At 54.2% G+C, this 19,702-nt stretch carries 21 protein-coding genes and 5 tRNA genes; 7 read left to right on the forward strand and 19 right to left on the reverse strand.

Annotation, left to right across the window (positions count from 1 at the left end; genetic code table 11):
• Positions 1-101 precede the first annotated feature (101 nt).
• The 5 genes from galE to gpmA all read left to right on the forward strand — a co-directional run bounded on the left by galE (position 102) and on the right by gpmA (position 5,380).
• Positions 102-1,118 (forward strand): UDP-glucose 4-epimerase GalE, encoded by a 1,017-nt coding sequence (galE, locus tag ACJTMZ_RS06745; RefSeq protein ID WP_003858554.1) that lies wholly within the window; start codon positions 102-104, stop codon positions 1,116-1,118.
• Positions 1,119-1,127: 9 nt separating this feature from the next.
• Positions 1,128-2,174, forward strand: coding sequence for a galactose-1-phosphate uridylyltransferase (gene galT / locus ACJTMZ_RS06750; RefSeq protein WP_252010878.1), 1,047 nt, complete (start codon positions 1,128-1,130; stop codon positions 2,172-2,174).
• A gap of 2 nt (positions 2,175-2,176) precedes the next feature.
• On the forward strand, positions 2,177-3,325 hold the full coding sequence (gene galK / locus ACJTMZ_RS06755) for a galactokinase (RefSeq protein WP_023324336.1): 1,149 nt from the start codon (positions 2,177-2,179) through the stop codon (positions 3,323-3,325).
• Positions 3,319-4,362, forward strand: a complete 1,044-nt coding sequence (gene galM / locus ACJTMZ_RS06760; protein WP_252010880.1) for a galactose-1-epimerase — start codon at positions 3,319-3,321, stop codon at positions 4,360-4,362. The genes galK and galM overlap by 7 nt, the downstream gene beginning before the upstream one ends.
• Before the next feature lie 265 nt (positions 4,363-4,627).
• Positions 4,628-5,380: a 2,3-diphosphoglycerate-dependent phosphoglycerate mutase gene (gpmA, locus tag ACJTMZ_RS06765; RefSeq protein WP_006809557.1), complete on the forward strand. Its 753-nt coding sequence runs from the start codon at positions 4,628-4,630 to the stop codon at positions 5,378-5,380.
• Positions 5,381-5,441: 61 nt separating this feature from the next.
• Here the strand turns inward: gpmA and aroG are convergent, their stop codons facing one another.
• Complete coding sequence (gene aroG, locus ACJTMZ_RS06770) at positions 5,442-6,494, reverse strand: 3-deoxy-7-phosphoheptulonate synthase AroG (protein ID WP_003858564.1); 1,053 nt, start codon at positions 6,492-6,494, stop codon at positions 5,442-5,444.
• Between the two features lie 304 nt (positions 6,495-6,798).
• On the opposite strand from aroG, the gene ACJTMZ_RS06775 reads away from it, so the two are divergent.
• Both ACJTMZ_RS06775 and zitB read left to right on the forward strand, forming a co-directional pair.
• Complete coding sequence (locus ACJTMZ_RS06775; protein WP_017384957.1) at positions 6,799-7,158, forward strand: protein YbgS; 360 nt, start codon at positions 6,799-6,801, stop codon at positions 7,156-7,158.
• Positions 7,159-7,257: 99 nt separating this feature from the next.
• The gene (gene zitB / locus ACJTMZ_RS06780; RefSeq protein ID WP_045347418.1) at positions 7,258-8,196 is read left to right on the forward strand and encodes a CDF family zinc transporter ZitB; all 939 of its coding nucleotides are present in this window, start codon (positions 7,258-7,260) and stop codon (positions 8,194-8,196) included.
• Here the strand turns inward: zitB and pnuC are convergent.
• From pnuC to cydA, 18 genes are all read right to left on the reverse strand, one after another.
• Complete coding sequence (pnuC, locus tag ACJTMZ_RS06785; protein ID WP_017694131.1) at positions 8,193-8,912, reverse strand: nicotinamide riboside transporter PnuC; 720 nt, start codon at positions 8,910-8,912, stop codon at positions 8,193-8,195. The two genes, zitB and pnuC, sit on opposite strands and share 4 nt — an antisense overlap.
• Before the next feature lie 22 nt (positions 8,913-8,934).
• Positions 8,935-9,978, reverse strand: coding sequence for a quinolinate synthase NadA (gene nadA / locus ACJTMZ_RS06790; RefSeq protein ID WP_149500441.1), 1,044 nt, complete (start codon positions 9,976-9,978; stop codon positions 8,935-8,937).
• A 230-nt stretch (positions 9,979-10,208) separates the two neighbouring features.
• A tRNA-Lys gene (locus tag ACJTMZ_RS06795) sits at positions 10,209-10,284 on the reverse strand.
• A gap of 31 nt (positions 10,285-10,315) precedes the next feature.
• Positions 10,316-10,391: transfer RNA gene (locus ACJTMZ_RS06800), tRNA-Lys, on the reverse strand.
• 41 nt (positions 10,392-10,432) lie between these two features.
• Positions 10,433-10,508, reverse strand: a tRNA-Lys gene (locus tag ACJTMZ_RS06805).
• 3 nt (positions 10,509-10,511) lie between these two features.
• Positions 10,512-10,587: transfer RNA gene (locus ACJTMZ_RS06810), tRNA-Val, on the reverse strand.
• A 27-nt stretch (positions 10,588-10,614) separates the two neighbouring features.
• Positions 10,615-10,690: transfer RNA gene (locus tag ACJTMZ_RS06815), tRNA-Lys, on the reverse strand.
• 161 nt (positions 10,691-10,851) lie between these two features.
• On the reverse strand, positions 10,852-11,640 hold the full coding sequence (gene cpoB / locus ACJTMZ_RS06820; protein WP_252010883.1) for a cell division protein CpoB: 789 nt from the start codon (positions 11,638-11,640) through the stop codon (positions 10,852-10,854).
• A gap of 9 nt (positions 11,641-11,649) precedes the next feature.
• Positions 11,650-12,171: a peptidoglycan-associated lipoprotein Pal gene (pal, locus tag ACJTMZ_RS06825; RefSeq protein ID WP_003858578.1), complete on the reverse strand. Its 522-nt coding sequence runs from the start codon at positions 12,169-12,171 to the stop codon at positions 11,650-11,652.
• A 34-nt stretch (positions 12,172-12,205) separates the two neighbouring features.
• On the reverse strand, positions 12,206-13,498 hold the full coding sequence (gene tolB, locus ACJTMZ_RS06830) for a Tol-Pal system beta propeller repeat protein TolB (RefSeq protein ID WP_017384962.1): 1,293 nt from the start codon (positions 13,496-13,498) through the stop codon (positions 12,206-12,208).
• 100 nt (positions 13,499-13,598) lie between these two features.
• Positions 13,599-14,849 carry a cell envelope integrity protein TolA gene (tolA, locus tag ACJTMZ_RS06835; protein ID WP_252010884.1) on the reverse strand — a complete coding sequence of 417 codons (1,251 nt, stop codon included), beginning with the start codon at positions 14,847-14,849 and terminating at the stop codon, positions 13,599-13,601.
• Between the two features lie 28 nt (positions 14,850-14,877).
• A complete protein-coding gene (gene tolR / locus ACJTMZ_RS06840) occupies positions 14,878-15,306 on the reverse strand; it encodes a colicin uptake protein TolR (RefSeq protein ID WP_003858589.1) in 429 nt (142 codons plus the stop codon).
• 3 nt (positions 15,307-15,309) lie between these two features.
• A complete protein-coding gene (gene tolQ / locus ACJTMZ_RS06845) occupies positions 15,310-16,002 on the reverse strand; it encodes a Tol-Pal system protein TolQ (RefSeq protein WP_003858590.1) in 693 nt (230 codons plus the stop codon).
• Positions 15,999-16,403 (reverse strand): tol-pal system-associated acyl-CoA thioesterase, encoded by a 405-nt coding sequence (ybgC, locus tag ACJTMZ_RS06850; RefSeq protein ID WP_003858593.1) that lies wholly within the window; start codon positions 16,401-16,403, stop codon positions 15,999-16,001. The genes tolQ and ybgC overlap by 4 nt, the downstream gene beginning before the upstream one ends.
• Before the next feature lie 148 nt (positions 16,404-16,551).
• Positions 16,552-16,842: a cyd operon protein YbgE gene (ybgE, locus tag ACJTMZ_RS06855; RefSeq protein WP_003858596.1), complete on the reverse strand. Its 291-nt coding sequence runs from the start codon at positions 16,840-16,842 to the stop codon at positions 16,552-16,554.
• Positions 16,842-16,955 (reverse strand): cytochrome bd-I oxidase subunit CydX, encoded by a 114-nt coding sequence (gene cydX / locus ACJTMZ_RS06860; RefSeq protein WP_003858598.1) that lies wholly within the window; start codon positions 16,953-16,955, stop codon positions 16,842-16,844. The genes ybgE and cydX overlap by 1 nt, the downstream gene beginning before the upstream one ends.
• Before the next feature lie 14 nt (positions 16,956-16,969).
• Positions 16,970-18,109, reverse strand: coding sequence for a cytochrome d ubiquinol oxidase subunit II (cydB, locus tag ACJTMZ_RS06865; protein ID WP_252010885.1), 1,140 nt, complete (start codon positions 18,107-18,109; stop codon positions 16,970-16,972).
• A gap of 15 nt (positions 18,110-18,124) precedes the next feature.
• Positions 18,125-19,693, reverse strand: a complete 1,569-nt coding sequence (cydA, locus tag ACJTMZ_RS06870; protein WP_003858601.1) for a cytochrome ubiquinol oxidase subunit I — start codon at positions 19,691-19,693, stop codon at positions 18,125-18,127.
• Between the last annotated feature and the right edge of the window lie 9 nt (positions 19,694-19,702).

Below are 19,702 nucleotides of genomic sequence, written 5' to 3' on the forward strand. Positions count from 1 at the left end.
AAAACCAGTGTAAACGATACCACTATTTTATCCCATGTCACACTTTTCGCGTCTCTGATATGCTATGGTTAATTCATACCATAAGCCTAATGGAGCGAAATATGCGAGTTCTGGTAACAGGTGGTAGCGGTTACATAGGAAGTCATACCTGTGTGCAACTGCTGCAAAGCGGCCACGATGTCGTCATTCTTGATAACCTGTGCAACAGTAAGCGCAGCGTGCTGCCGGTCATTGAACGCCTTTCGGGTAAACAGCCGACTTTCGTGGAAGGCGACATCCGCAATGAAGCGTTGATGACTGAAATCCTTCACGATCACGCGATTGAAACCGTTATCCACTTCGCGGGCCTGAAAGCGGTTGGCGAATCGGTGGCAAAACCGCTTGAGTACTATGACAACAACGTTAACGGTACCCTGCGTCTGATCTCCGCCATGCGAGCGGCCAACGTTAAAAATTTTATCTTCAGCTCCTCCGCGACCGTCTACGGCGATCAGCCAAAAATTCCTTACGTTGAAAGCTTCCCGACCGGTACGCCGCAAAGCCCGTATGGCAAAAGCAAGCTGATGGTAGAGCAGATCCTGACCGACCTGCAAAAAGCCCAGCCTGAGTGGAGCATCGCATTGCTGCGCTACTTCAACCCGGTTGGCGCGCATCCGTCAGGGGATATGGGCGAAGATCCGCAGGGCATTCCTAATAACCTGATGCCGTATATCGCGCAGGTTGCCGTAGGGCGCCGCGATTCCCTGGCGATTTTTGGTAACGATTATCCCACCGAAGATGGCACCGGCGTGCGCGATTACATTCACGTCATGGATCTGGCCGACGGCCACGTGGCGGCGATGCAGCAGCTGGCGGATAAACCGGGCGTGCATATTTACAACCTCGGCGCCGGGATCGGCAGCAGCGTGCTGGACGTGGTGAATGCCTTCAGTAAAGCCTGCGGCAAGCCGGTGAAGTATCACTTCGCTCCCCGCCGTGATGGCGACCTCCCGGCTTACTGGGCCGATGCCACCAAAGCGGATAAAGAGCTTAACTGGCGTGTCACCCGCACGCTTGATGAAATGGCACAGGATACCTGGCACTGGCAGTCACGCCATCCGCAGGGTTATCCGGATTAAGGATTTGTCATGACGCAATTCAATCCCGTCGATCACCCGCATCGTCGTTTTAACCCGCTCAGCGGGCAATGGATTTTAGTTTCACCGCATCGCGCCAAGCGCCCCTGGCAGGGGGCGCAAGAGACGCCTGCCAAACAGACGCTGCCGCAGCATGATCCGGACTGTTTCCTCTGCCCGGGCAATACGCGCGTGACGGGCGATAAAAACCCGGACTACCAAGGCACCTTCGTGTTTACTAACGACTTTGCCGCGCTGATGACCGATACGCCAGACGCGCCGGAAAGCCATGACCCGCTGATGCGCTGCGAAAGCGCCCGCGGCACCAGCCGCGTGATCTGCTTCTCGCCCGATCACAGCAAAACGCTGCCGGAGCTGAGCGTGGAGGCGCTGAAAGAGGTGGTCAGCACCTGGCAGGCGCAAACCGCAGAGCTGGGGCAGAGCTATCCCTGGGTGCAGGTGTTCGAAAACAAAGGCGCGGCGATGGGCTGCTCCAACCCGCATCCGCACGGTCAGATCTGGGCGAACAGCTTCCTGCCGAATGAAGCGGAGCGTGAGGACCGACTGCAAAAAGCGTATTTCGCCCAGAACGGTTCGCCGATGCTGGTGGATTACACCCAGCGTGAGCTGGCGGATGGCAGCCGTACCGTGGTGGAAACCGAGCACTGGCTTGCGGTGGTCCCTTACTGGGCGGCGTGGCCGTTTGAGACGCTGCTGCTGCCGAAAGCCCATGTTCAGCGCATTACGGACCTCAATGACGACCAGCGAGACGACCTTGCGCTGGCGCTGAAAAAACTGACCAGCCGCTACGACAACCTCTTCCAGTGCTCCTTCCCCTACTCCATGGGCTGGCACGGCGCGCCGTTTAACGGCGAAGAGAATCAACACTGGCAGTTACATGCACACTTCTACCCGCCGCTGCTGCGGTCTGCGACGGTACGTAAATTTATGGTGGGCTATGAAATGCTGGCGGAAACCCAGCGCGACCTGACGGCAGAACAGGCGGCAGAACGTCTGCGTGCCGTTAGCGACGTCCATTACCGCGAATCAGGAGTCTAAAAATGAGTCTGAAAGATAAAACACAATCCCTGTTTGCTGAAAAATTTGGCTACCCTGCCACCCATGTTATCCAGGCGCCAGGCCGCGTTAATCTGATCGGCGAGCACACCGACTATAACGACGGTTTTGTCCTGCCGTGTGCCATCGACTACCAGACGGTGATCAGCTGCGCGAAACGCGACGATCGTCATGTGCGAGTGATCGCTGCGGATTACGGCAACGAAATTGACGAATTTTCCCTTGATGCGCCGATCGTGACCCACGACAGCCAACAGTGGTCGAACTATGTTCGCGGCGTGGTGAAGCACCTGCAAAAGCGTAACAAGAATTTCGGCGGGGCCGATCTGGTGATCAGCGGCAACGTGCCGCAGGGGGCGGGATTAAGCTCTTCCGCATCGCTGGAAGTGGCGGTCGGCACCGTGTTCCAGCAGCTTTATCATCTGCCGCTGGACGGGGCCCAGATCGCCCTCAACGGTCAGGAAGCGGAAAACCAGTTCGTGGGCTGCAACTGCGGCATTATGGATCAGCTGATTTCCGCGCTGGGCAAGAAAGAACACGCTTTGCTGATTGACTGCCGCTCCCTCGGGACCAAAGCGGTTCCGCTGCCTAAAGGTGCGGCTGTGGTGATCATCAACAGCAACTTCAAACGCACCCTGGTGGGCAGCGAGTACAACACCCGTCGCGAACAGTGCGAAACCGGCGCGCGCTTCTTCCAGCAGCCAGCCCTGCGTGATGTCTCACTTGATGAATTTAACAAGGTTGCCCACGAGCTGGATCCGGTTGTCACGAAGCGCGTGCGCCATATACTGACGGAAAATGCCCGTACCGTAGAAGCCGCCTCCGCGCTGGCGAAAGGTGACCTGAAACGGATGGGCGAGCTGATGGCCGAATCGCATGCCTCCATGCGTGACGATTTCGAAATCACCGTGCCGCAAATCGACACCCTGGTTGAAATTGTGAAAGCCACGATTGGCGACAAAGGCGGCGTGCGTATGACCGGCGGCGGATTCGGCGGGTGCGTCGTCGCCCTGGTGCCGGAAGAGCTGGTCCCTGCCATTCAGGACGCGGTGGCTAAACAGTACGAAGCCAAAACGGGCATCAAAGAAACTTTCTATGTCTGCAAAGCATCACAAGGAGCCGGACAGTGCTAAACGAAACACCGACACTCGCACCGGATGGTCTGCCGTATCGCCTGTTAACCCTGCGCAACAGCGCCGGGATGGTGGTTACGCTGATGGACTGGGGCGCAACGTTACTTTCTGCCCGCGTACCGATGCCTGACGGCAGCGTGCGCGAAACCCTGCTTGGCTGCGCATCGCCGGAGCAGTATATCGAGCAGACCGCTTTTCTGGGCGCATCCATAGGCCGCTACGCTAACCGCATCGCCAGAAGCCAGTTTACGCTGGACGGCGTAACGTATTCCCTGCTTGCCAGCCAGGGCGAAAATCAGCTGCACGGCGGCCCGGAAGGGTTTGATAAACGTCGCTGGAAGATTGTGCAGCAAAATGACGGTGAGGTCTGGTTCTCTCTGGACTCCCGCGATGGAGACCAGGGCTTCCCGGGCAATCTCACCGCAACAGCGCGCTTCACCCTGACCGAAGATAATCGCATCGCCATTGAGTACCGCGCGACCGTCGATAAGCCGTGCCCGGTCAATCTGACTAACCACGCCTATTTCAACCTTGACGGTAATCAGACCGATGTCCGCAGCCACAAACTCCAGATCCTGGCGGATGAGTATCTGCCGGTCGATGAGATGGGTATCCCTTATCAGGGGCTGAAACCGGTAAGCGGAAATAGCTTTGATTTCCGTCAGCCGAAAACCATTGCTCAGGATTTCCTGAGTGATGACGATCAGCGCAAGGTGAAAGGCTACGACCACGCGTTCCTGTTGCAGGCAAAAGGCGATCTTTCTCAACCTGCCGCACAGGTCTGGTCTGCTGATGAGAAGTTACAGATGACGGTCTACACCACCGCCCCCGCCCTACAGTTCTACTCCGGTAACTATCTGGAGGGTACCACGGCGCGTGAACATGACGCCTACGGCGCCTGGCAAGGACTGGCGCTGGAGAGCGAGTTCCTTCCGGACACGCCTAACCATCCTGAATGGCCGCAGCCGGACTGCGTGCTACGTCCGGGTGAAGAGTACGTAAGCGTCACCGAGTATCATTTCATTCCGCGCGCTTAATATCCGGCGGCGCACGGGCCTACGAATATAGGCCTGATAAGCGAAGCACCATCCGGCAAAAAAGACTGGCCCTCATCGCGAGGGCTTTTTTATCTCCGCCTTGCTGAAAATAGCGGCGATCGCAGACAAAATCATAACCCTGGATTCACATGCATCTTACACTCTCGAACTATTTTCGCTATGGTTAGGGTTAAGCGTTGCTGCTGGCACAGTCACGGCAATATAATGAGAATTGTTATCATTCAAAATGCTTGAGGAGTAAGAAATGGCTAATACTAAGCTTGTCCTGGTGCGCCACGGCGAAAGCCAGTGGAACAACGAAAACCGCTTCACCGGTTGGTATGACGTTGATCTGTCCGAGAAAGGCGTGAGCGAAGCAAAAGCGGCAGGTAAACTGCTGAAAGAAGAAGGCTTCACCTTTGACTTTGCTTACACCTCTGTGCTGAAACGTGCCATCCATACCCTGTGGAACGTTCTGGACGAGCTGGATCAGGCCTGGCTGCCGGTTGAGAAATCCTGGAAACTGAACGAGCGTCACTACGGTGCGCTGCAAGGCCTGAACAAAGCGGAAACCGCAGAAAAATACGGTGACGAGCAGGTTAAGCAGTGGCGTCGTGGTTTTGCGGTCACGCCTCCAGAGCTGAGCAAAGATGACGAGCGCTACCCGGGCCACGATCCGCGTTACGCGAAGCTGACTGAGGCTGAACTGCCGCAGACCGAAAGCCTGGCGCTGACCATCGACCGCGTTGTGCCTTACTGGAACGAAACCATTCTGCCACGCCTGAAAAGCGGCGAGCGCGTCATTATCGCTGCTCACGGTAACTCCCTGCGTGCGCTGGTGAAATACCTGGACAACATGGGTGAAGATGAAATCCTCGAGCTGAATATCCCTACCGGCGTGCCGCTGGTGTACGAGTTCGACGAAAACTTCAAGCCAGTTAAACATTACTACCTGGGTAACGCCGACGAAATCGCTGCAAAAGCGGCGGCCGTGGCGAACCAGGGTAAAGCGAAGTAATATTCCCCGGACATAAAAAAAGCGTGGAGCAATCCACGCTTTTTTATTGCCCGGGACAAACTTAGCCGCGACGCGCTTTAACCGCATCCGCCAACTGACGCAGGATCGCATCGGTATCGTCCCAGCCAATGCAGGCATCCGTCACGCTCTTACCGTAGACCAGCGGCTCACTGCCCTCCAGGTTCTGGTTGCCTTCCACCAGATGGCTCTCAATCATCACCCCAATCACTGCGCGTTCACCGCTGGCGATTTGCTGACACACATCTGCGCCGACTTCCATCTGCTTTTTAAACTGTTTGCTGGAGTTGGCATGGCTGAAATCGATCATCACCTGCGGTGCCAGACCCGCTTTCTCCAGCCCTGCTTTTACCTCCGCTACGTGTTTAGCACTGTAGTTAGGCTCTTTACCGCCGCGCAGTATGATATGGCAATCGCCATTACCGCTGGTATTCACGATAGCGGAGTGGCCCCACTTGGTCACCGACAGGAAGCAGTGCGGCGCGCCAGCCGCATTAATGGCGTCAATAGCGACTTTAATGGTGCCATCAGTGCCATTTTTGAAACCCACCGGGCATGACAGGCCAGACGCCAGCTCACGGTGAACCTGAGATTCCGTCGTACGCGCGCCAATAGCGCCCCAGCTCATCAGGTCAGCCAGATACTGCGGGGTGATCATATCGAGGAATTCTCCGGCAGCAGGCAGCCCGCTGTCGTTGATCTCCAGCAGCAGCTTACGCGCAATGCGCAGGCCGTCGTTGATCTGGAAACTGTTGTCCATATGCGGATCGTTGATCAACCCTTTCCAGCCCACGGTGGTACGCGGTTTTTCGAAATAAACGCGCATCACGATTTCCAGTTCGCCTTTCAGCTCTTCACGCAGGGCGAGCAGACGCGACGCATACTCTTTGGCCGCAGCAGGATCGTGAATGGAGCACGGCCCAATGACTACCAGAAGACGATCGTCGCTACCTTTCAGGATCTTGTGGATCGCCTTGCGGGCATGAGACACCGTGTTGGCGGCATTTTCGGTGGCGGGGAATTTTTCAAGGAGCGCTACGGGAGGTAATAACTCATTGATCTCTTTAATGCGTAAATCGTCGTTCTGATAATTCATCTTCTTTCCAGCTCTGCCATATCTTTAGTAATGAAAGCAATCCTTTCAATCTAACTTGTCGGCCACGAAGTGTAAACGGGCTTTTACACTTCGCGCAGATAATTCCTGGAATTCGCCTAAAATACACAACAAAATAGCGAAAAATGAGATCTGGCCTAAGCTTTTTACTTGTAACGACTGTTTTTAAATATTTGTACGCGATTCCATCCTGACATAAATCAGGAAACTGGGATCTTTCGCCACTGAACAAGATGCACTGTTGGAGAATGTTATCCAGCGTAACGATAAGAACAGGAGCACCATGATGAAAATGACGAAACTGACTACGCTTTTCCTTACGGCAACCCTTACTCTGGCAAGCGGTAGCGTACTGGCTGCTGACGCAGGCTCATCCGGCAGCAACGGCGACGCGAATGCCGCTGCCGAAGCGGGCCAGGTTGCGCCGGATGCAAAACAGAATATTGCGCCAAACAATGTTGATAACAGTAATATCAACACGGGCAATACCAACACCGGCGGGACGAGCACAGGCACGATGAACCATGAGGGTATGACCACCGACGAGGTTCATAAAAACTCTGTGTGTAAAGACGGGAAATGCCCGGACCCGAATGACAAAGTAGGCAGCGATGCCAATACCAAAACGGACGGTACTACCCAGTAACCTTCCGTAAGGTAAAACAGGGAGAGCGAATGCTCTCCTTTTTTATTTAAGCTCTTAAAAACGCTAAACTAAAAATAATAATAAATCAGGAACGATACCATGGCGCACTCCCACTCCCATTCCCACTCCACTGGCGATGAAAATGCCAAACGGCTTCTGCTGGCTTTTGGCGTCACTGCCACCTTTATGATAATTGAGGTCACAGGCGGGCTGATATCCGGATCGCTGGCGCTGCTGGCCGATGCCGGGCATATGCTGACCGACGCTGCCGCGCTCCTGTTTGCTCTGCTGGCCGTGCAGTTTGCCCGTCGCCCTCCCAATACCCGCCACACCTTTGGCTGGCTCAGACTGACCACGCTTGCCGCCTTTGTGAATGCGATTGCATTGGTGGTCATTACTATTCTTATCGTCTGGGAGGCTTTTCAGCGCTTTCGGCATCCACAACCGATAGCCGGGACGACAATGATGGTTATCGCCATTGCCGGGTTGGTCGCCAATATTCTGGCGTTCTGGATATTGCACCGCGGCAGCAGTGAAAAAAATCTGAACGTACGGGCCGCGGCGCTTCATGTGCTGGGCGATCTGCTGGGTTCCGTAGGTGCCATCGTAGCCGCGCTGATCATTATGGGCACGGGCTGGACCCCTATCGACCCGATTCTTTCCGTGCTGGTATCGTGCCTTGTATTACGCAGTGCCTGGCGGCTGTTGAAAGAGAGCGTCAATGAGCTGCTGGAAGGCGCTCCCACGTCGCTGGATATTGGCGAGCTAAAACGCAATCTGTGTCGTTCCATTCCTGAAGTCCGTAACGTTCACCACGTTCACGTCTGGCTGGTGGGTGAGAAACCGCTTATGACGCTGCACGTTCAGGTTATTCCGCCCCACGATCACGATGCGTTGCTTGAACGTATTCGGCACTTCCTTGAGCATCACTACGAAATTGCGCACGCCACCATCCAGATGGAGTATCAGCCATGTAACGGGCCAGACTGTCACCTGAACGAGGCGCAGTCCGGCCACTCACACGCCCATCACCATTAACGGGAAAGCGCGCGCGAGCCACGCTCACGCGCGCTGTTAATCCACATGCGACTGCCGTTCAGGGCAATGACCGTCAGCAGCATGTACTCCAGCGACATGGCATAAACACCCTGGCGGGCAAAAATCACCACGCTAATGACGTTGATGACCACCCACAGCAGCCAGTTCTCAACGTATTTACGGGTCATCAGGATCATTGCGGCAATCGACAGTACCATCATGCAGGAATCCCAGAACGGGAAGGCATCCGGCTGAAGCTCAGGCATCGTCACGTTTAATCCCAGACCCGACATGACCGAGACCGCCACGCGCGTCAGGAAGGCAAATACCGGATCAATAAAGACGGTCATAAAGCCGATAGCTACCACGCAGGCCGCGAACCAGGTGATGGCTTTTGGCAACGGCAGCCAGCGGATTTGCAGTTCCGCCTCCTGCTGACTGTTTTGCCGAGACCAGGCGTACCAGCCATAGATATTGGCTGCGAAGAAGAACAGCTGTAGAAGCAGGCTGGCGTAGAGCTGGATCTGGAAGAAGATGATCGCAAACAGCGTGACGTTTATCAGCCCGAACGCATAGTTGCTGATCTTCTCAAGGCTGGCCAGCCAGATACAGAGTAAACCGGCCAGCGTACCCACCGCTTCAATCCACGACAGGTCATAGCCGCCCGCACCAATCGGGATATGAACCAGGATGTTCTGTGTGCTAAAAAAATCCATTTTTTCTCCGGGGCGTAATAAGTTAAGTACGTAGTGTAGCCGCAAAATCCAGCATACGGTTAAGTGGAATTAACGCGCCTTCACGCAGAGCGGCATCCACGTGGATCTCATGCGCTGCGCCACCGTTTTCCAGCCCCTCCGCAATCGCTTTGAGCCCATTCATCGCCATCCACGGGCAATGTGCGCAGCTTCGGCAGGTCGCCCCTTCTCCGGCGGTCGGCGCTTCGAGCAACGTTTTTTCCGGCACGGCCTGCTGCATCTTGTAGAAGATACCGCGATCGGTCGCCACAATGAGCTGCTTGTGTGACAGGGTTTTCGCAGCATGAATGAGCTGGCTGGTTGACCCGACGGCATCCGCCATGTCGACGATGGACTGCGGGGATTCCGGGTGCACCAGAACCGCGGCGTCCGGGTATAACCCTCTCATGCGCGTCAGGGCCTGGGTCTTAAACTCGTCGTGAACGATACAGGCGCCCTGCCAGCACAGCACATCCGCACCGGTTTGTTTTTGTACATAGTTTCCCAGGTGACGATCGGGCGCCCAGATGATTTTCTCCCCCAGGCTGTCCAGATGCTCAATCAGCTCAACGGCGATACTGGAGGTCACTACCCAGTCTGCCCGGGCTTTCACCGCCGCAGACGTGTTGGCATAGACCACCACGGTACGATCAGGGTGGGCATCACAGAAGGCGGTGAACTCATCAATCGGGCAACCGAGGTCAAGGGAGCATTCGGCATTCAGCGTCGGCATCAGTATGGTTTTTTCCGGGCTGAGAATTTTTGCCGTTTCGCCCATGAAGCGCACACCTGCAACCAGCAGCGTGGAGGCAGGATGTTTAGCACCGAAACGCGCCATTTCCAGGGAGTCTGAGATACAGCCGCCCGTCTCTTCCGCCAGCTGCTGAATTTCCGGGTCGGTGTAGTAATGCGCCACCATCACCGCATCACGCTCTTTAAGCAGGCGCTTAATTTTTTCACGATAGAACTGTTTTTCATCCCGGCTTAGCGGAGCGGGCTTCGGCGGGAAGGGATAGATTGCGGTTTCGGGATCAAACATCACACTCATTATAGCTTCTCGTTTTACTGGCTTAACAATATTGCCTTTGTTTTGCATGAGATAACAAAAATGAGGCAATGGTGTTTTGTATACTAAACAAGATAGCGAATTTGAGGGGGAATGTCATCGGGAATTGATGCCGGTAGCATCTGTCGGGTGGCGGCTTCGCCTTACCCGACCTACAAGGCACTGGCGAACGACAGATAGCAAAAAGGCGCCTTTAGGGCGCCTTTCAACACTGGTGGGTCGTGCAGGATTCGAACCTGCGACCAATTGATTAAAAGTCAACTGCTCTACCAACTGAGCTAACGACCCCTTGCGGGATGTACTTCAAATCTATTCAGGCTGGTGGGTCGTGCAGGATTCGAACCTGCGACCAATTGATTAAAAGTCAACTGCTCTACCAACTGAGCTAACGACCCGTTCGGGTGTTGCCTGAATTATCACTCGGAACCAATAAAATTGGTGGGTCGTGCAGGATTCGAACCTGCGACCAATTGATTAAAAGTCAACTGCTCTACCAACTGAGCTAACGACCCGAGTGGTGGGTGATGACGGGCTCGAACCGCCGACCCCCTCCGTGTAAAGGAGATGCTCTACCAACTGAGCTAATCACCCACTCTGTACTGCCAGAACTGCTTTAAGTGGTGGGTCGTGCAGGATTCGAACCTGCGACCAATTGATTAAAAGTCAACTGCTCTACCAACTGAGCTAACGACCCACTTTTGCGCTGCTTTCACGTTGTTTGATATCCCGTGGCAACGGCGGCATATATTACTGATTTAAGAATTCTGCGCAACAAAAATTTCGATGAAGATCACTTAACTGCTTAGGAATCATGCTGCACGACCAGAAATGACGCGATTTCTGGTCATGCGATAATCAACCCATCGAACTCAAACGTTTTTGCGCTTGTTTGGCGCCGTCTGTACCCGGGAATTTTGCAACCACCTGCTGATAAACCGCTTTGGCTTTTGCAGTGTCGCCTTTGTCCTGCATGATCACGCCGACTTTATACATCGCATCAGGCGCTTTCGGTGATTTCGGGTAATTTTTCACCACAGAGGCAAAATAAAACGCCGCATCATCCTTTTTACCCTTGTTGTAATTCAACTGACCCAGCCAGTAGTTCGCATTTGGCTGGTAATTGGAATCAGGGTACTTCTTAACGAAGTTCTGAAACGCAACGATAGCATCGTCCTGGCGCGATTTGTCCTGCACCAGGGCAATGGCCGCGTTGTAGTCCGTATTCGCGTCACCGCTCTGTACAGGCGCACCAGACGACGCGGAGGCATCTGCCGCAGGTGCAGGCGTTGCCGCACCGCTTTGATCGCCTGCTGCTGGCTGTGCTGCTGCTCCGCCGCTGTTCAGGCTATCCATCTGCAACAAAATTTGCTTCTGGCGCTCCACAACCTGATTAAGCTGATACTGACTCTCCTGGATCTGACCACGAAGGGAATCAATATCATTCTGGTTATCGGAAAGCTGCTGCTGGAGTTGAGTTAAAAGCTGGCTGTGAGCGTTAGAAATACGCTCGAGTTGAGTGACCCGGTCTTCTACCGAGCCTGAGCCGACACTACTGATTGGTGCCTGAGCAAAAGCGGCCCAGGGGGCCGCTATTCCAACCAGTAACGACAGACTCATCAGATGATGTCTGAAGTTACTGCTCATGCAATTCTCTTAGTAAACGAGTACGGCACGGCGGTTTTTGGAGTAAGCCGCTTCGTCGTGACCCAGTACTGCTGGTTTTTCTTTACCGTAAGAAACGATGGAGATCTGGTCAGCAGAAACGCCTTTACCCTGGAGGTACATTTTAACAGCGTTTGCACGACGTTCACCCAGGGAGATGTTGTACTCCGGAGTACCACGTTCGTCCGCATGACCTTCTACGGTGACTTTGTAAGACGGGTTGCTACGCAGGAAGTTTGCGTGCGCATCCAGCATTGCAGCGAAGTCAGAACGGATGTCGTATTTATCCAGATCGAAGTAAACGATGTTGTTCTGCTGTAACTGCTGCATCTGAAGACGCGCTTGCTCTTCAGAAGACATATTGCCATTGCCGTTAGCGTCCATACCGGTGCCGGCACCCATCATGCCTTCGCCGCTCTGGTCATTGCTTGCGTTCTTGTTAGAAGAACACGCTGCGATTGCCATAACAGGCAGAGCGATCATCAGCCCCTTCAGCACTTTGTTCAGTTGCATTTCTAAGATTCCTTTAGTAATCAATTAATTATTATTACAGATACGGCGACCAGGCAGGTGATTTTACCTGTCCATCAGTTGCCGGAAGACGCGCTTTGAAACGCCCATCTGTAGAAACCAGATTCAGCACGGATCCCATCCCCTGAGAAGAGCTGTAGATTACCATGGTGCCGTTAGGTGCCAGACTTGGCGTTTCATCCAGGAACGTTGACGACAGTACTTGTACGCCCCCCGTTACCAGATCTTGTTTGGCAATGTGCTGCTGACCACCCGCAGTACTGACCATTACCATTGTTTTACCATCGGCACTGACGTCAGCATCCTGGTTCTGAGAACCTTCCCAGGTAATACGCTGCGCTGCTCCGCCGTTGATATTCACTTTATAAACTTGTGGACGACCTGCCTGGTCAGACGTAAAGGCCAGATTCTGGCTGTCCGGGAACCAGGTTGGCTCAGTGTTGTTGCTACGACCATCCGTGACCTGACGGATCTGACCAGAACCAATATCCATCACGTACAGGTTCAGGCTACCGGTTTTAGACAGGGCAAACGCCAGTTTGGTACCGTCCGGAGAGAACGCAGGCGCACCGTTGTGACGCGGGAATGACGCAACCTGACGCACAGCACCGTTAGAGAGCGTCTGGATGACCAGCGCGGAACGGCCGCTTTCGAAGGTCACGTACGCCAGCTTAGAGCCGTCCGGAGACCATGCCGGAGACATCAGCGGCTGTGGTGAACGGTGTACGGTGAACTGGTTGTAGCCATCGTAATCAGAGACGCGCAGCTCATAAGGGAACTGGCCGCCGTTGGTCTGTACTACGTACGCGATACGAGTACGGAACGCACCTTTAATACCGGTCAGCTTCTCAAACACTTCGTCACTCGCCGTATGGCCTGCGTAACGCAGCCACTGCTTGTTCACCTTATACGTGTTTTGAGCCAGAACGGTACCCGGCGCACCGCCGGTATCCACCAGCTGATAAGCGACGTTATAGCCGCCGTCTGGCGCAGGAGTAACCTGTCCGACAACCACGGCATCAATACCCAGTGCAGACCATGCAGCAGGTTGAACTTCCTGAGCGGTACCCGGCTGCTGCGGCAGACGAGAACGATCTAAGGGGTTAAATTTACCGCTGTTACGCAGGTCAGCTGCAACAATGCCGCCAATATCTTCAGGCGCAGCGCCCGGGCCTGCCCACTGGAACGGAACGACACCGATTGGACGCGCTGAGTCGTTCCAGTCGGTAATGTCGATGCTTACTGTGGCATGCACTGCTGACGTCAACAGTACTAAAAAACCAAAAGCTAATCGTAATGCCTGCTTCATCATATCTCCCTTATCCGAACAATAAGTCCTGGATAATTTAGCAGAAGGTTAACAAACTCAAATACACAAAACTATCAGAACCCGATAACCGCAGCTCTGCTTATGGCTTAAAGTTCAGCGAAGCGTCTTTGAACACTTCATAGACAGCCTGTGACGGAGGTTTTGGCAGTTTTGCCTGATTCACTGCCACAAGTGCAGCCTGGCATAACGCTTCATCTCCCCCTTCTGACTCAACGCTCAGCACCATACCATCCGTAGCCAGTTTAATATGCAGTCGGCAGGTTTTCCCGGTATAGAGCGATTTATCGTTAAGTCTGCTGGCAATAGCCGCAGCAATCTGATTCTTATAGTCGTTGATCTCAGCACCAGAGGCACCGTTGTTCTTAGTGTTACCACTTCCTGCCGGTGCTGCGTTACTTCCTTTCGCCCCACCGCCCGTTTTCGGTGCATTCTTACCGGAGCTCAGGTCGCCAATGATATCGTCAGCGGTGGCTGCTTCAGCGGCAGCTTTTTCAGCAGCGGCCTTCCTGGCAGCGGCTTTTTCAGCGGCAGCTTTCTTGTCGGCTGCGGCTTTTTCGGCAGCAGCTTTTTTATCAGCCGCAGCTTTTTCAGCGGCAGCCGCTTTTTCAGCCGCAGCCTTCTCGGCAGCAGCCGCTTTCTTCGCAGCATCGGCAGCAGCTTTCTTCTCTGCTTCCTGAGCGGCTTTCTTCGCGGCTTCTGCTTCCGCTTTCTTCTGGGCATCAGCAGCGGCTTTCTTCGCAGCTTCTGCTTCCGCTTTCTTCTGGGCATCAGCAGCGGCTTTCTTCGCAGCTTCTGCTTCCGCTTTTTTCTGAGCATCAGCAGCGGCTTTCTTCGCCGCGTCAGCCGCTAATTTCGCCTGTGCGTCAGCCTGCGCTTTTGCATCAGCCGCGGCTTTGGCTGCCGCCTCTTCCGCCTGCTTCTGCTGTTCCTGCGCCTTCTTCGCAGCGGCTTCAGCCTGCTTCTGCTGCTCTGCCTGCTCTTTCGCCGCTTCCTGCGCCTGCAAACGCTCTTTCTCTAGCTGCTTCAGACGTTCCTGCTCAGCGGCCTGCTTTTCACGCAGCTCTTCCGCCTGCTGTTGCGCCTGTTTTTCTCGCTGCTCTTCAGCACGTTTAGAGCTCGCCTGCTGCTGTTGCTGACGATTATAGTTCTGCACTACCGCACCGGGATCCACCATGACGGCGTCGATGGACGAGCCACCACCGCCGCCTGATGCATCAAGGTGCTCATCGAACGAACTCCAGATCAGCGCTGCAAAAAGAATTACGTGCAGCACTGCGGAGACGATTATCGCTCGCTTAAGCTTGTCGTTCTGTTCGGTTGCCTTTGACACTATCGGTTCCCAAAAACTACGCAGATGATCAAATAGGCTGAGTCATTAAGCCAACTGACTTAACGCCCGCGCTATGTAGCAAGTTCAGCGCTTTGATAATTTCATCATATGGTACGTCTTTCGCACCACCGATTAAGAAGACCGTCTTCGGATTTGACTCCAGGCGTCGTTGCGCTTCAGCAATAACCTGCTCTGGCGGAAGCTGATCCATACGATCTTTCTCTACCACCACGCTGTACTGCCCTACGCCGGAAACCTCAATGATGACCGGAGGATCGTCATTGGTGCTTACCGCCTGTGATTCTGTCGCATCCGGCAGATCAACTTCCACGCTCTGGGTGATGATGGGCGCCGTCGCCATAAAGATCAGCAGCAGCACCAGCAGCACGTCCAGTAACGGAACGATATTGATTTCGGACTTGAGCTCGCGACGACCTCGTCCACGCGATCTGGCCATGGTTTACCCCTTGTTGCTCTCGGTGCTGGTAAACGCCTGACGATGCAGAATCGCGGTGAACTCTTCCATAAAGTTGTCGTAGTTCAGTTCCAGTTTGTTCACGCGCTGGTTCAGACGGTTGTACGCCATTACCGCCGGAATTGCGGCGAACAGACCGATTGCGGTCGCGATCAGTGCTTCTGCGATACCCGGCGCAACCATCTGCAACGTTGCCTGCTTCACCGCCCCAAGGGCGATAAAGGCGTGCATGATCCCCCACACCGTACCAAACAGGCCGATATACGGGCTGATGGAGCCAACGGTTCCGAGGAAAGGAATATGCGTTTCAAGATTTTCCAGTTCGCGGTTCATGGAGATGCGCATCGCACGCGACGCCCCTTCTACCACGGCTTCCGGCGCATGGCTGTTAGCGCGATGTAAGCGAGCGAACTCTTTGAAACCGCTATAGAAAATTTGTTCGGAGCCTGAAAGGTTATCACGGCGTCCCTGGCTTTCCTGGTACAGACGAGAAAGCTCAATACCCGACCAGAACTTATCTTCAAACGCTTCGGCTTCGCGGCCAGCGGCATTGAGGATACGCGTTCTCTGGATGATGATGGCCCAGGATGCGATTGAAAAACCAATCAAAATCAACATGATAAGTTTAACCAGAAGGCTTGCCTTCAGGAACAAATCAAGGATATTCATGTCAGTCACTGCTTAAACTCCGCGACAATAGACTTAGGAAGCGCACGAGGCTTCATTATGGTTGGATCAACACAGACAATCAGGACTTCAGCTGAGTTCAGTACCGTGTTCTCTGCATTGACTATCCGCTGCGTGAAAACCAGTGAAGTTCCGCGCATTGATGTAATTTCTGTTTGGACTTCGAGCATATCGTCGAGTCTGGCAGGCGCAAAATACTCAAGCGTCATCTTGCGTACCACGAAGGCAACTCGCTCAGCCAACAGCACCTGTTGACTAAAGTGATGATGGCGCAGCATCTCTGTGCGTGCCCGTTCATAAAAAGCAACGTAGCTGGCGTGGTAGACCACACCACCGGCATCGGTATCTTCGTAATAGACACGTACCGGCCATCGAAACAGCGTTGTATTCACTTTACATCCCGGTAATACAAGAAAAGTTGGAGCTTTCAAACTTCGCTACTATACGCGCGGGAATGATGGTTTGGAATGGGAGAAAGTAAACGGAGAGTAAATTTTTATGGGCCAGGGTAAGCCCATAACGTTAACGGACATTTCTTATTCAGAAGAAGAAGAAAATCAAACCGGCGAGGAGAACCAGATCGGCAATCAGTGGGCAGAAGATGCCCTGCCAGTGTAGCGCTTTCGGACGAAAGCCGACACCGTGAATCACGCCTGCGCACACCGCCCACATAATCAGGAAGCCGTGCCAGATTTCAAGCTCGCTGGTTTTCGCCGCGAAGCGCGACGGGTCCCAGAAGATACAGCCTGCCAGCAGTAATGCCATAATGAGGGAAAGCGCCCTCAAGGGGCGCTTATCCATTACCGCATATAACGTTGCGATAATATTCATTAGTGCTTTTCTTCACCTGCTTTGGTCGCTTCTACATGCTCAAGCGCCAGGGCAGTGATGACACCAAACGCACAGGCAAGAAGCGTCCCTAAAATCCATGCGAAATACCACATATTCAGCTCCTTACTTAGTAAATAGAGTGGGTGTTGCTTTCGATATGTTCTTTAGTGATACGACCGAACATTTTCCAGTAACACCAGATGGTGTAAGCCAGAACAATCGGAACGAACACGCAAGCCACATAGGTCATTAAGTTCAGCGTCATATGGCTGGACGTTGCATCCCACATGGTCAGGCTGGCATTCATCATGGTGCTGGATGGCATCACGAACGGGAACATCGCAATACCGGCCGTCAGGATGATGCACGCCAGCGTCAGGGAAGAGAATACGAACGCCAGAGCGCCTTTCTCCAGACGAGACGTCAGCACGGTCAGCAGTGGCAGCAGCACACCCAGAGCCGGGATAGCCCACAGCACAGGGGTATTGTTGAAGTTCACCAGCCATGCACCGGCCTGACGCGCCACCTCTTTGGTCAGCGGGTTAGACGGTGCAGCATGGTTGATAGCGGACGTCACCACGTATCCATCAATACCATACACCACCCACACGCCTGCCAGAGCGAAGCAGACCAGCGTCACCAGCGCTGCCACCTGAGCGGTAGCGCGGGAACGCAGATGCAGTTCACCTACGGTACGCATCTGGAGATAGGTTGCCCCCTGGGTGATGATCATCGCCACGCTCACCACGCCTGCCAGCAGACCAAACGGATTCAGCAGCTGGAAGAAGTTACCGGTGTAGAACAGACGCATATATTCGTCGACGTGGAACGGTACGCCCTGCAACAGGTTACCGAACGCCACACCAATGACCAGCGGTGGAACGAAGCTACCGATGAAGATGCCCCAGTCCCACATGTTACGCCAGCGGGTGTCTTCAATCTTGGAACGGTAGTCGAAACCCACCGGACGGAAGAATAGAGAAGCCAGCACCAGAATCATCGCCACATAGAAGCCGGAGAACGCAGCCGCGTAGACCATCGGCCAGGCAGCGAACAGCGCGCCGCCTGCGGTGATCAGCCACACCTGGTTACCGTCCCAGTGCGGGGCGATGGAGTTGATCATGATTCGACGCTCGGTGTCATTACGACCGAGGAAACGGGTGAGCATGCCCACGCCCATGTCGAAACCATCGGTGACCGCGAAACCAATCAGCAGAACACCGATCAGCAGCCACCAGATAAAACGCAATACTTCATAATCGATCATTTGATGACTCCTGTCTTAGCGTGCCGGCTGAGTAGTCGCAACAGACTGCTCGTAGTGGTAGCGACCGGTTTTCAGGCTGCTTGGGCCAAGGCGCGCGAACTTGAACATCAGGAACAGTTCAGCCACCAGGAACAGGGTGTACAGACCGCAAATGAGCAGCATGGAGAAGATCAGGTCGCCTGCGGTCAGGGAGGAGTTCGCTACCGCTGTTGGCAGCACCTCACCGATCGCCCACGGCTGACGGCCATATTCCGCAACAAACCAGCCGGACTCGATAGCAATCCATGGCAGTGGGATACCGTACAGCGCGGTGCGCAGCAGCCATTTTTTCTCACCGATACGGTTACGAATGACTGACCAGAACGAGGCCGCGATGATCAGCAGCATGATAATGCCGCAACCCACCATGATGCGGAACGCGAAGTACAGCGGCGCAACGCGTGGAATAGAGTCTTTGGTTGCCATCTGAATCTGCGCTTCCGTCGCGTCGGAGACGTTCGGGGTATAGCGTTTCAGCAGCAGACCGTAACCGAGGTCTTTCTTCACGTCGTTAAATTGATCGCGAACGGCCTGGTCGGTAGAGCCGGCGCGCAGCTGTTCCAGCAGCGAGTAGGCTTTCATCCCGTTACGGATACGCTCTTCATGCTGCACCATCAGATCTTTCAGGCCAGTCACCTGTTTGTCGACGGAGCGCGTGGCGATAATACCCAGAGCGTAAGGAATTTGAATGGCGAAGCGGTTTTCCTGCGCTTCCTGGTCAGGCACGCCGAACAGGGTAAACGCTGCCGGTGCCGGCTGGGTTTCCCATTCAGCTTCAATTGCGGCGAGTTTGGTTTTCTGCACGTCGCCCATTTCGTAACCGGATTCATCACCCAGAACAATAACGGAAAGAATCGCGGCCATACCGAAGCTTGCTGCGATAGCGAAAGAACGCTTGGCAAAGGCGAAGTCGCGGCCGCGCAGCATATAGTAGGAGCTAATGCCCAGCACGAACATCGCGCCGCACACATAGCCAGACGCCACGGTGTGAACGAATTTAACCTGAGCAACCGGGTTCAGGACCAGCTCAGCGAAGCTGACCATCTCCATACGCATGGTTTCGAAGTTGAAATCAGATGCGATTGGGTTTTGCATCCAGCCGTTCGCCACCAGGATCCACAGTGCGGACAAGTTGGAGCCTAATGCCACCAGCCAGGTTACCGCCATATGCTGGACTTTACCCAGACGGTCCCAACCGAAGAAGAACAGACCTACAAAGGTGGATTCGAGGAAGAAGGCCATCAGACCTTCAATGGCCAGCGGCGCACCGAAAATATCCCCCACATAATGGGAATAGTAAGACCAGTTTGTCCCGAACTGGAACTCCATGGTCAGACCGGTTGCCACGCCCAGCGCAAAGTTGATACCAAACAACTTGCCCCAGAACTTGGTCATATCTTTATAAATCTGTTTGCCGGAGAGGACGTAAACCGTTTCCATGATGGCCAGCAGGAACGCCATACCGAGCGTCAGCGGCACAAACAGGAAGTGGTACATCGCGGTCAAGGCAAACTGTAAGCGCGACAGTTCGACTACGTCTAACATTATGACTCC

The sequence above is a fragment of the Enterobacter sp. DN genome (assembly GCF_046054285.1).
Classification (GTDB): Bacteria; Pseudomonadota; Gammaproteobacteria; order Enterobacterales; family Enterobacteriaceae; genus Enterobacter; species Enterobacter hormaechei_C.

Coding starts and splice junctions, on each gene's coding strand:
- cydB (WP_252010885.1), bottom strand. CDS start 18,109: ATGATCGATTATGAAGTATTGCGTTTTATCTGGTGGCTGCTGATCGGT.
- pnuC (WP_017694131.1), bottom strand. CDS start 8,912: ATGGATTTTTTTAGCACACAGAACATCCTGGTTCATATCCCGATTGGT.
- nadA (WP_149500441.1), bottom strand. CDS start 9,978: ATGAGTGTGATGTTTGATCCCGAAACCGCAATCTATCCCTTCCCGCCG.
- galE (WP_003858554.1), top strand. CDS start 102: ATGCGAGTTCTGGTAACAGGTGGTAGCGGTTACATAGGAAGTCATACC.
- pal (WP_003858578.1), bottom strand. CDS start 12,171: ATGCAACTGAACAAAGTGCTGAAGGGGCTGATGATCGCTCTGCCTGTT.
- ybgE (WP_003858596.1), bottom strand. CDS start 16,842: ATGAATATTATCGCAACGTTATATGCGGTAATGGATAAGCGCCCCTTG.
- tolB (WP_017384962.1), bottom strand. CDS start 13,498: ATGAAGCAGGCATTACGATTAGCTTTTGGTTTTTTAGTACTGTTGACG.
- ACJTMZ_RS06775 (WP_017384957.1), top strand. CDS start 6,799: ATGAAAATGACGAAACTGACTACGCTTTTCCTTACGGCAACCCTTACT.
- cpoB (WP_252010883.1), bottom strand. CDS start 11,640: ATGAGCAGTAACTTCAGACATCATCTGATGAGTCTGTCGTTACTGGTT.
- zitB (WP_045347418.1), top strand. CDS start 7,258: ATGGCGCACTCCCACTCCCATTCCCACTCCACTGGCGATGAAAATGCC.
- galT (WP_252010878.1), top strand. CDS start 1,128: ATGACGCAATTCAATCCCGTCGATCACCCGCATCGTCGTTTTAACCCG.
- tolR (WP_003858589.1), bottom strand. CDS start 15,306: ATGGCCAGATCGCGTGGACGAGGTCGTCGCGAGCTCAAGTCCGAAATC.
- cydX (WP_003858598.1), bottom strand. CDS start 16,955: ATGTGGTATTTCGCATGGATTTTAGGGACGCTTCTTGCCTGTGCGTTT.
- gpmA (WP_006809557.1), top strand. CDS start 4,628: ATGGCTAATACTAAGCTTGTCCTGGTGCGCCACGGCGAAAGCCAGTGG.
- aroG (WP_003858564.1), bottom strand. CDS start 6,494: ATGAATTATCAGAACGACGATTTACGCATTAAAGAGATCAATGAGTTA.
- cydA (WP_003858601.1), bottom strand. CDS start 19,693: ATGTTAGACGTAGTCGAACTGTCGCGCTTACAGTTTGCCTTGACCGCG.
- galK (WP_023324336.1), top strand. CDS start 2,177: ATGAGTCTGAAAGATAAAACACAATCCCTGTTTGCTGAAAAATTTGGC.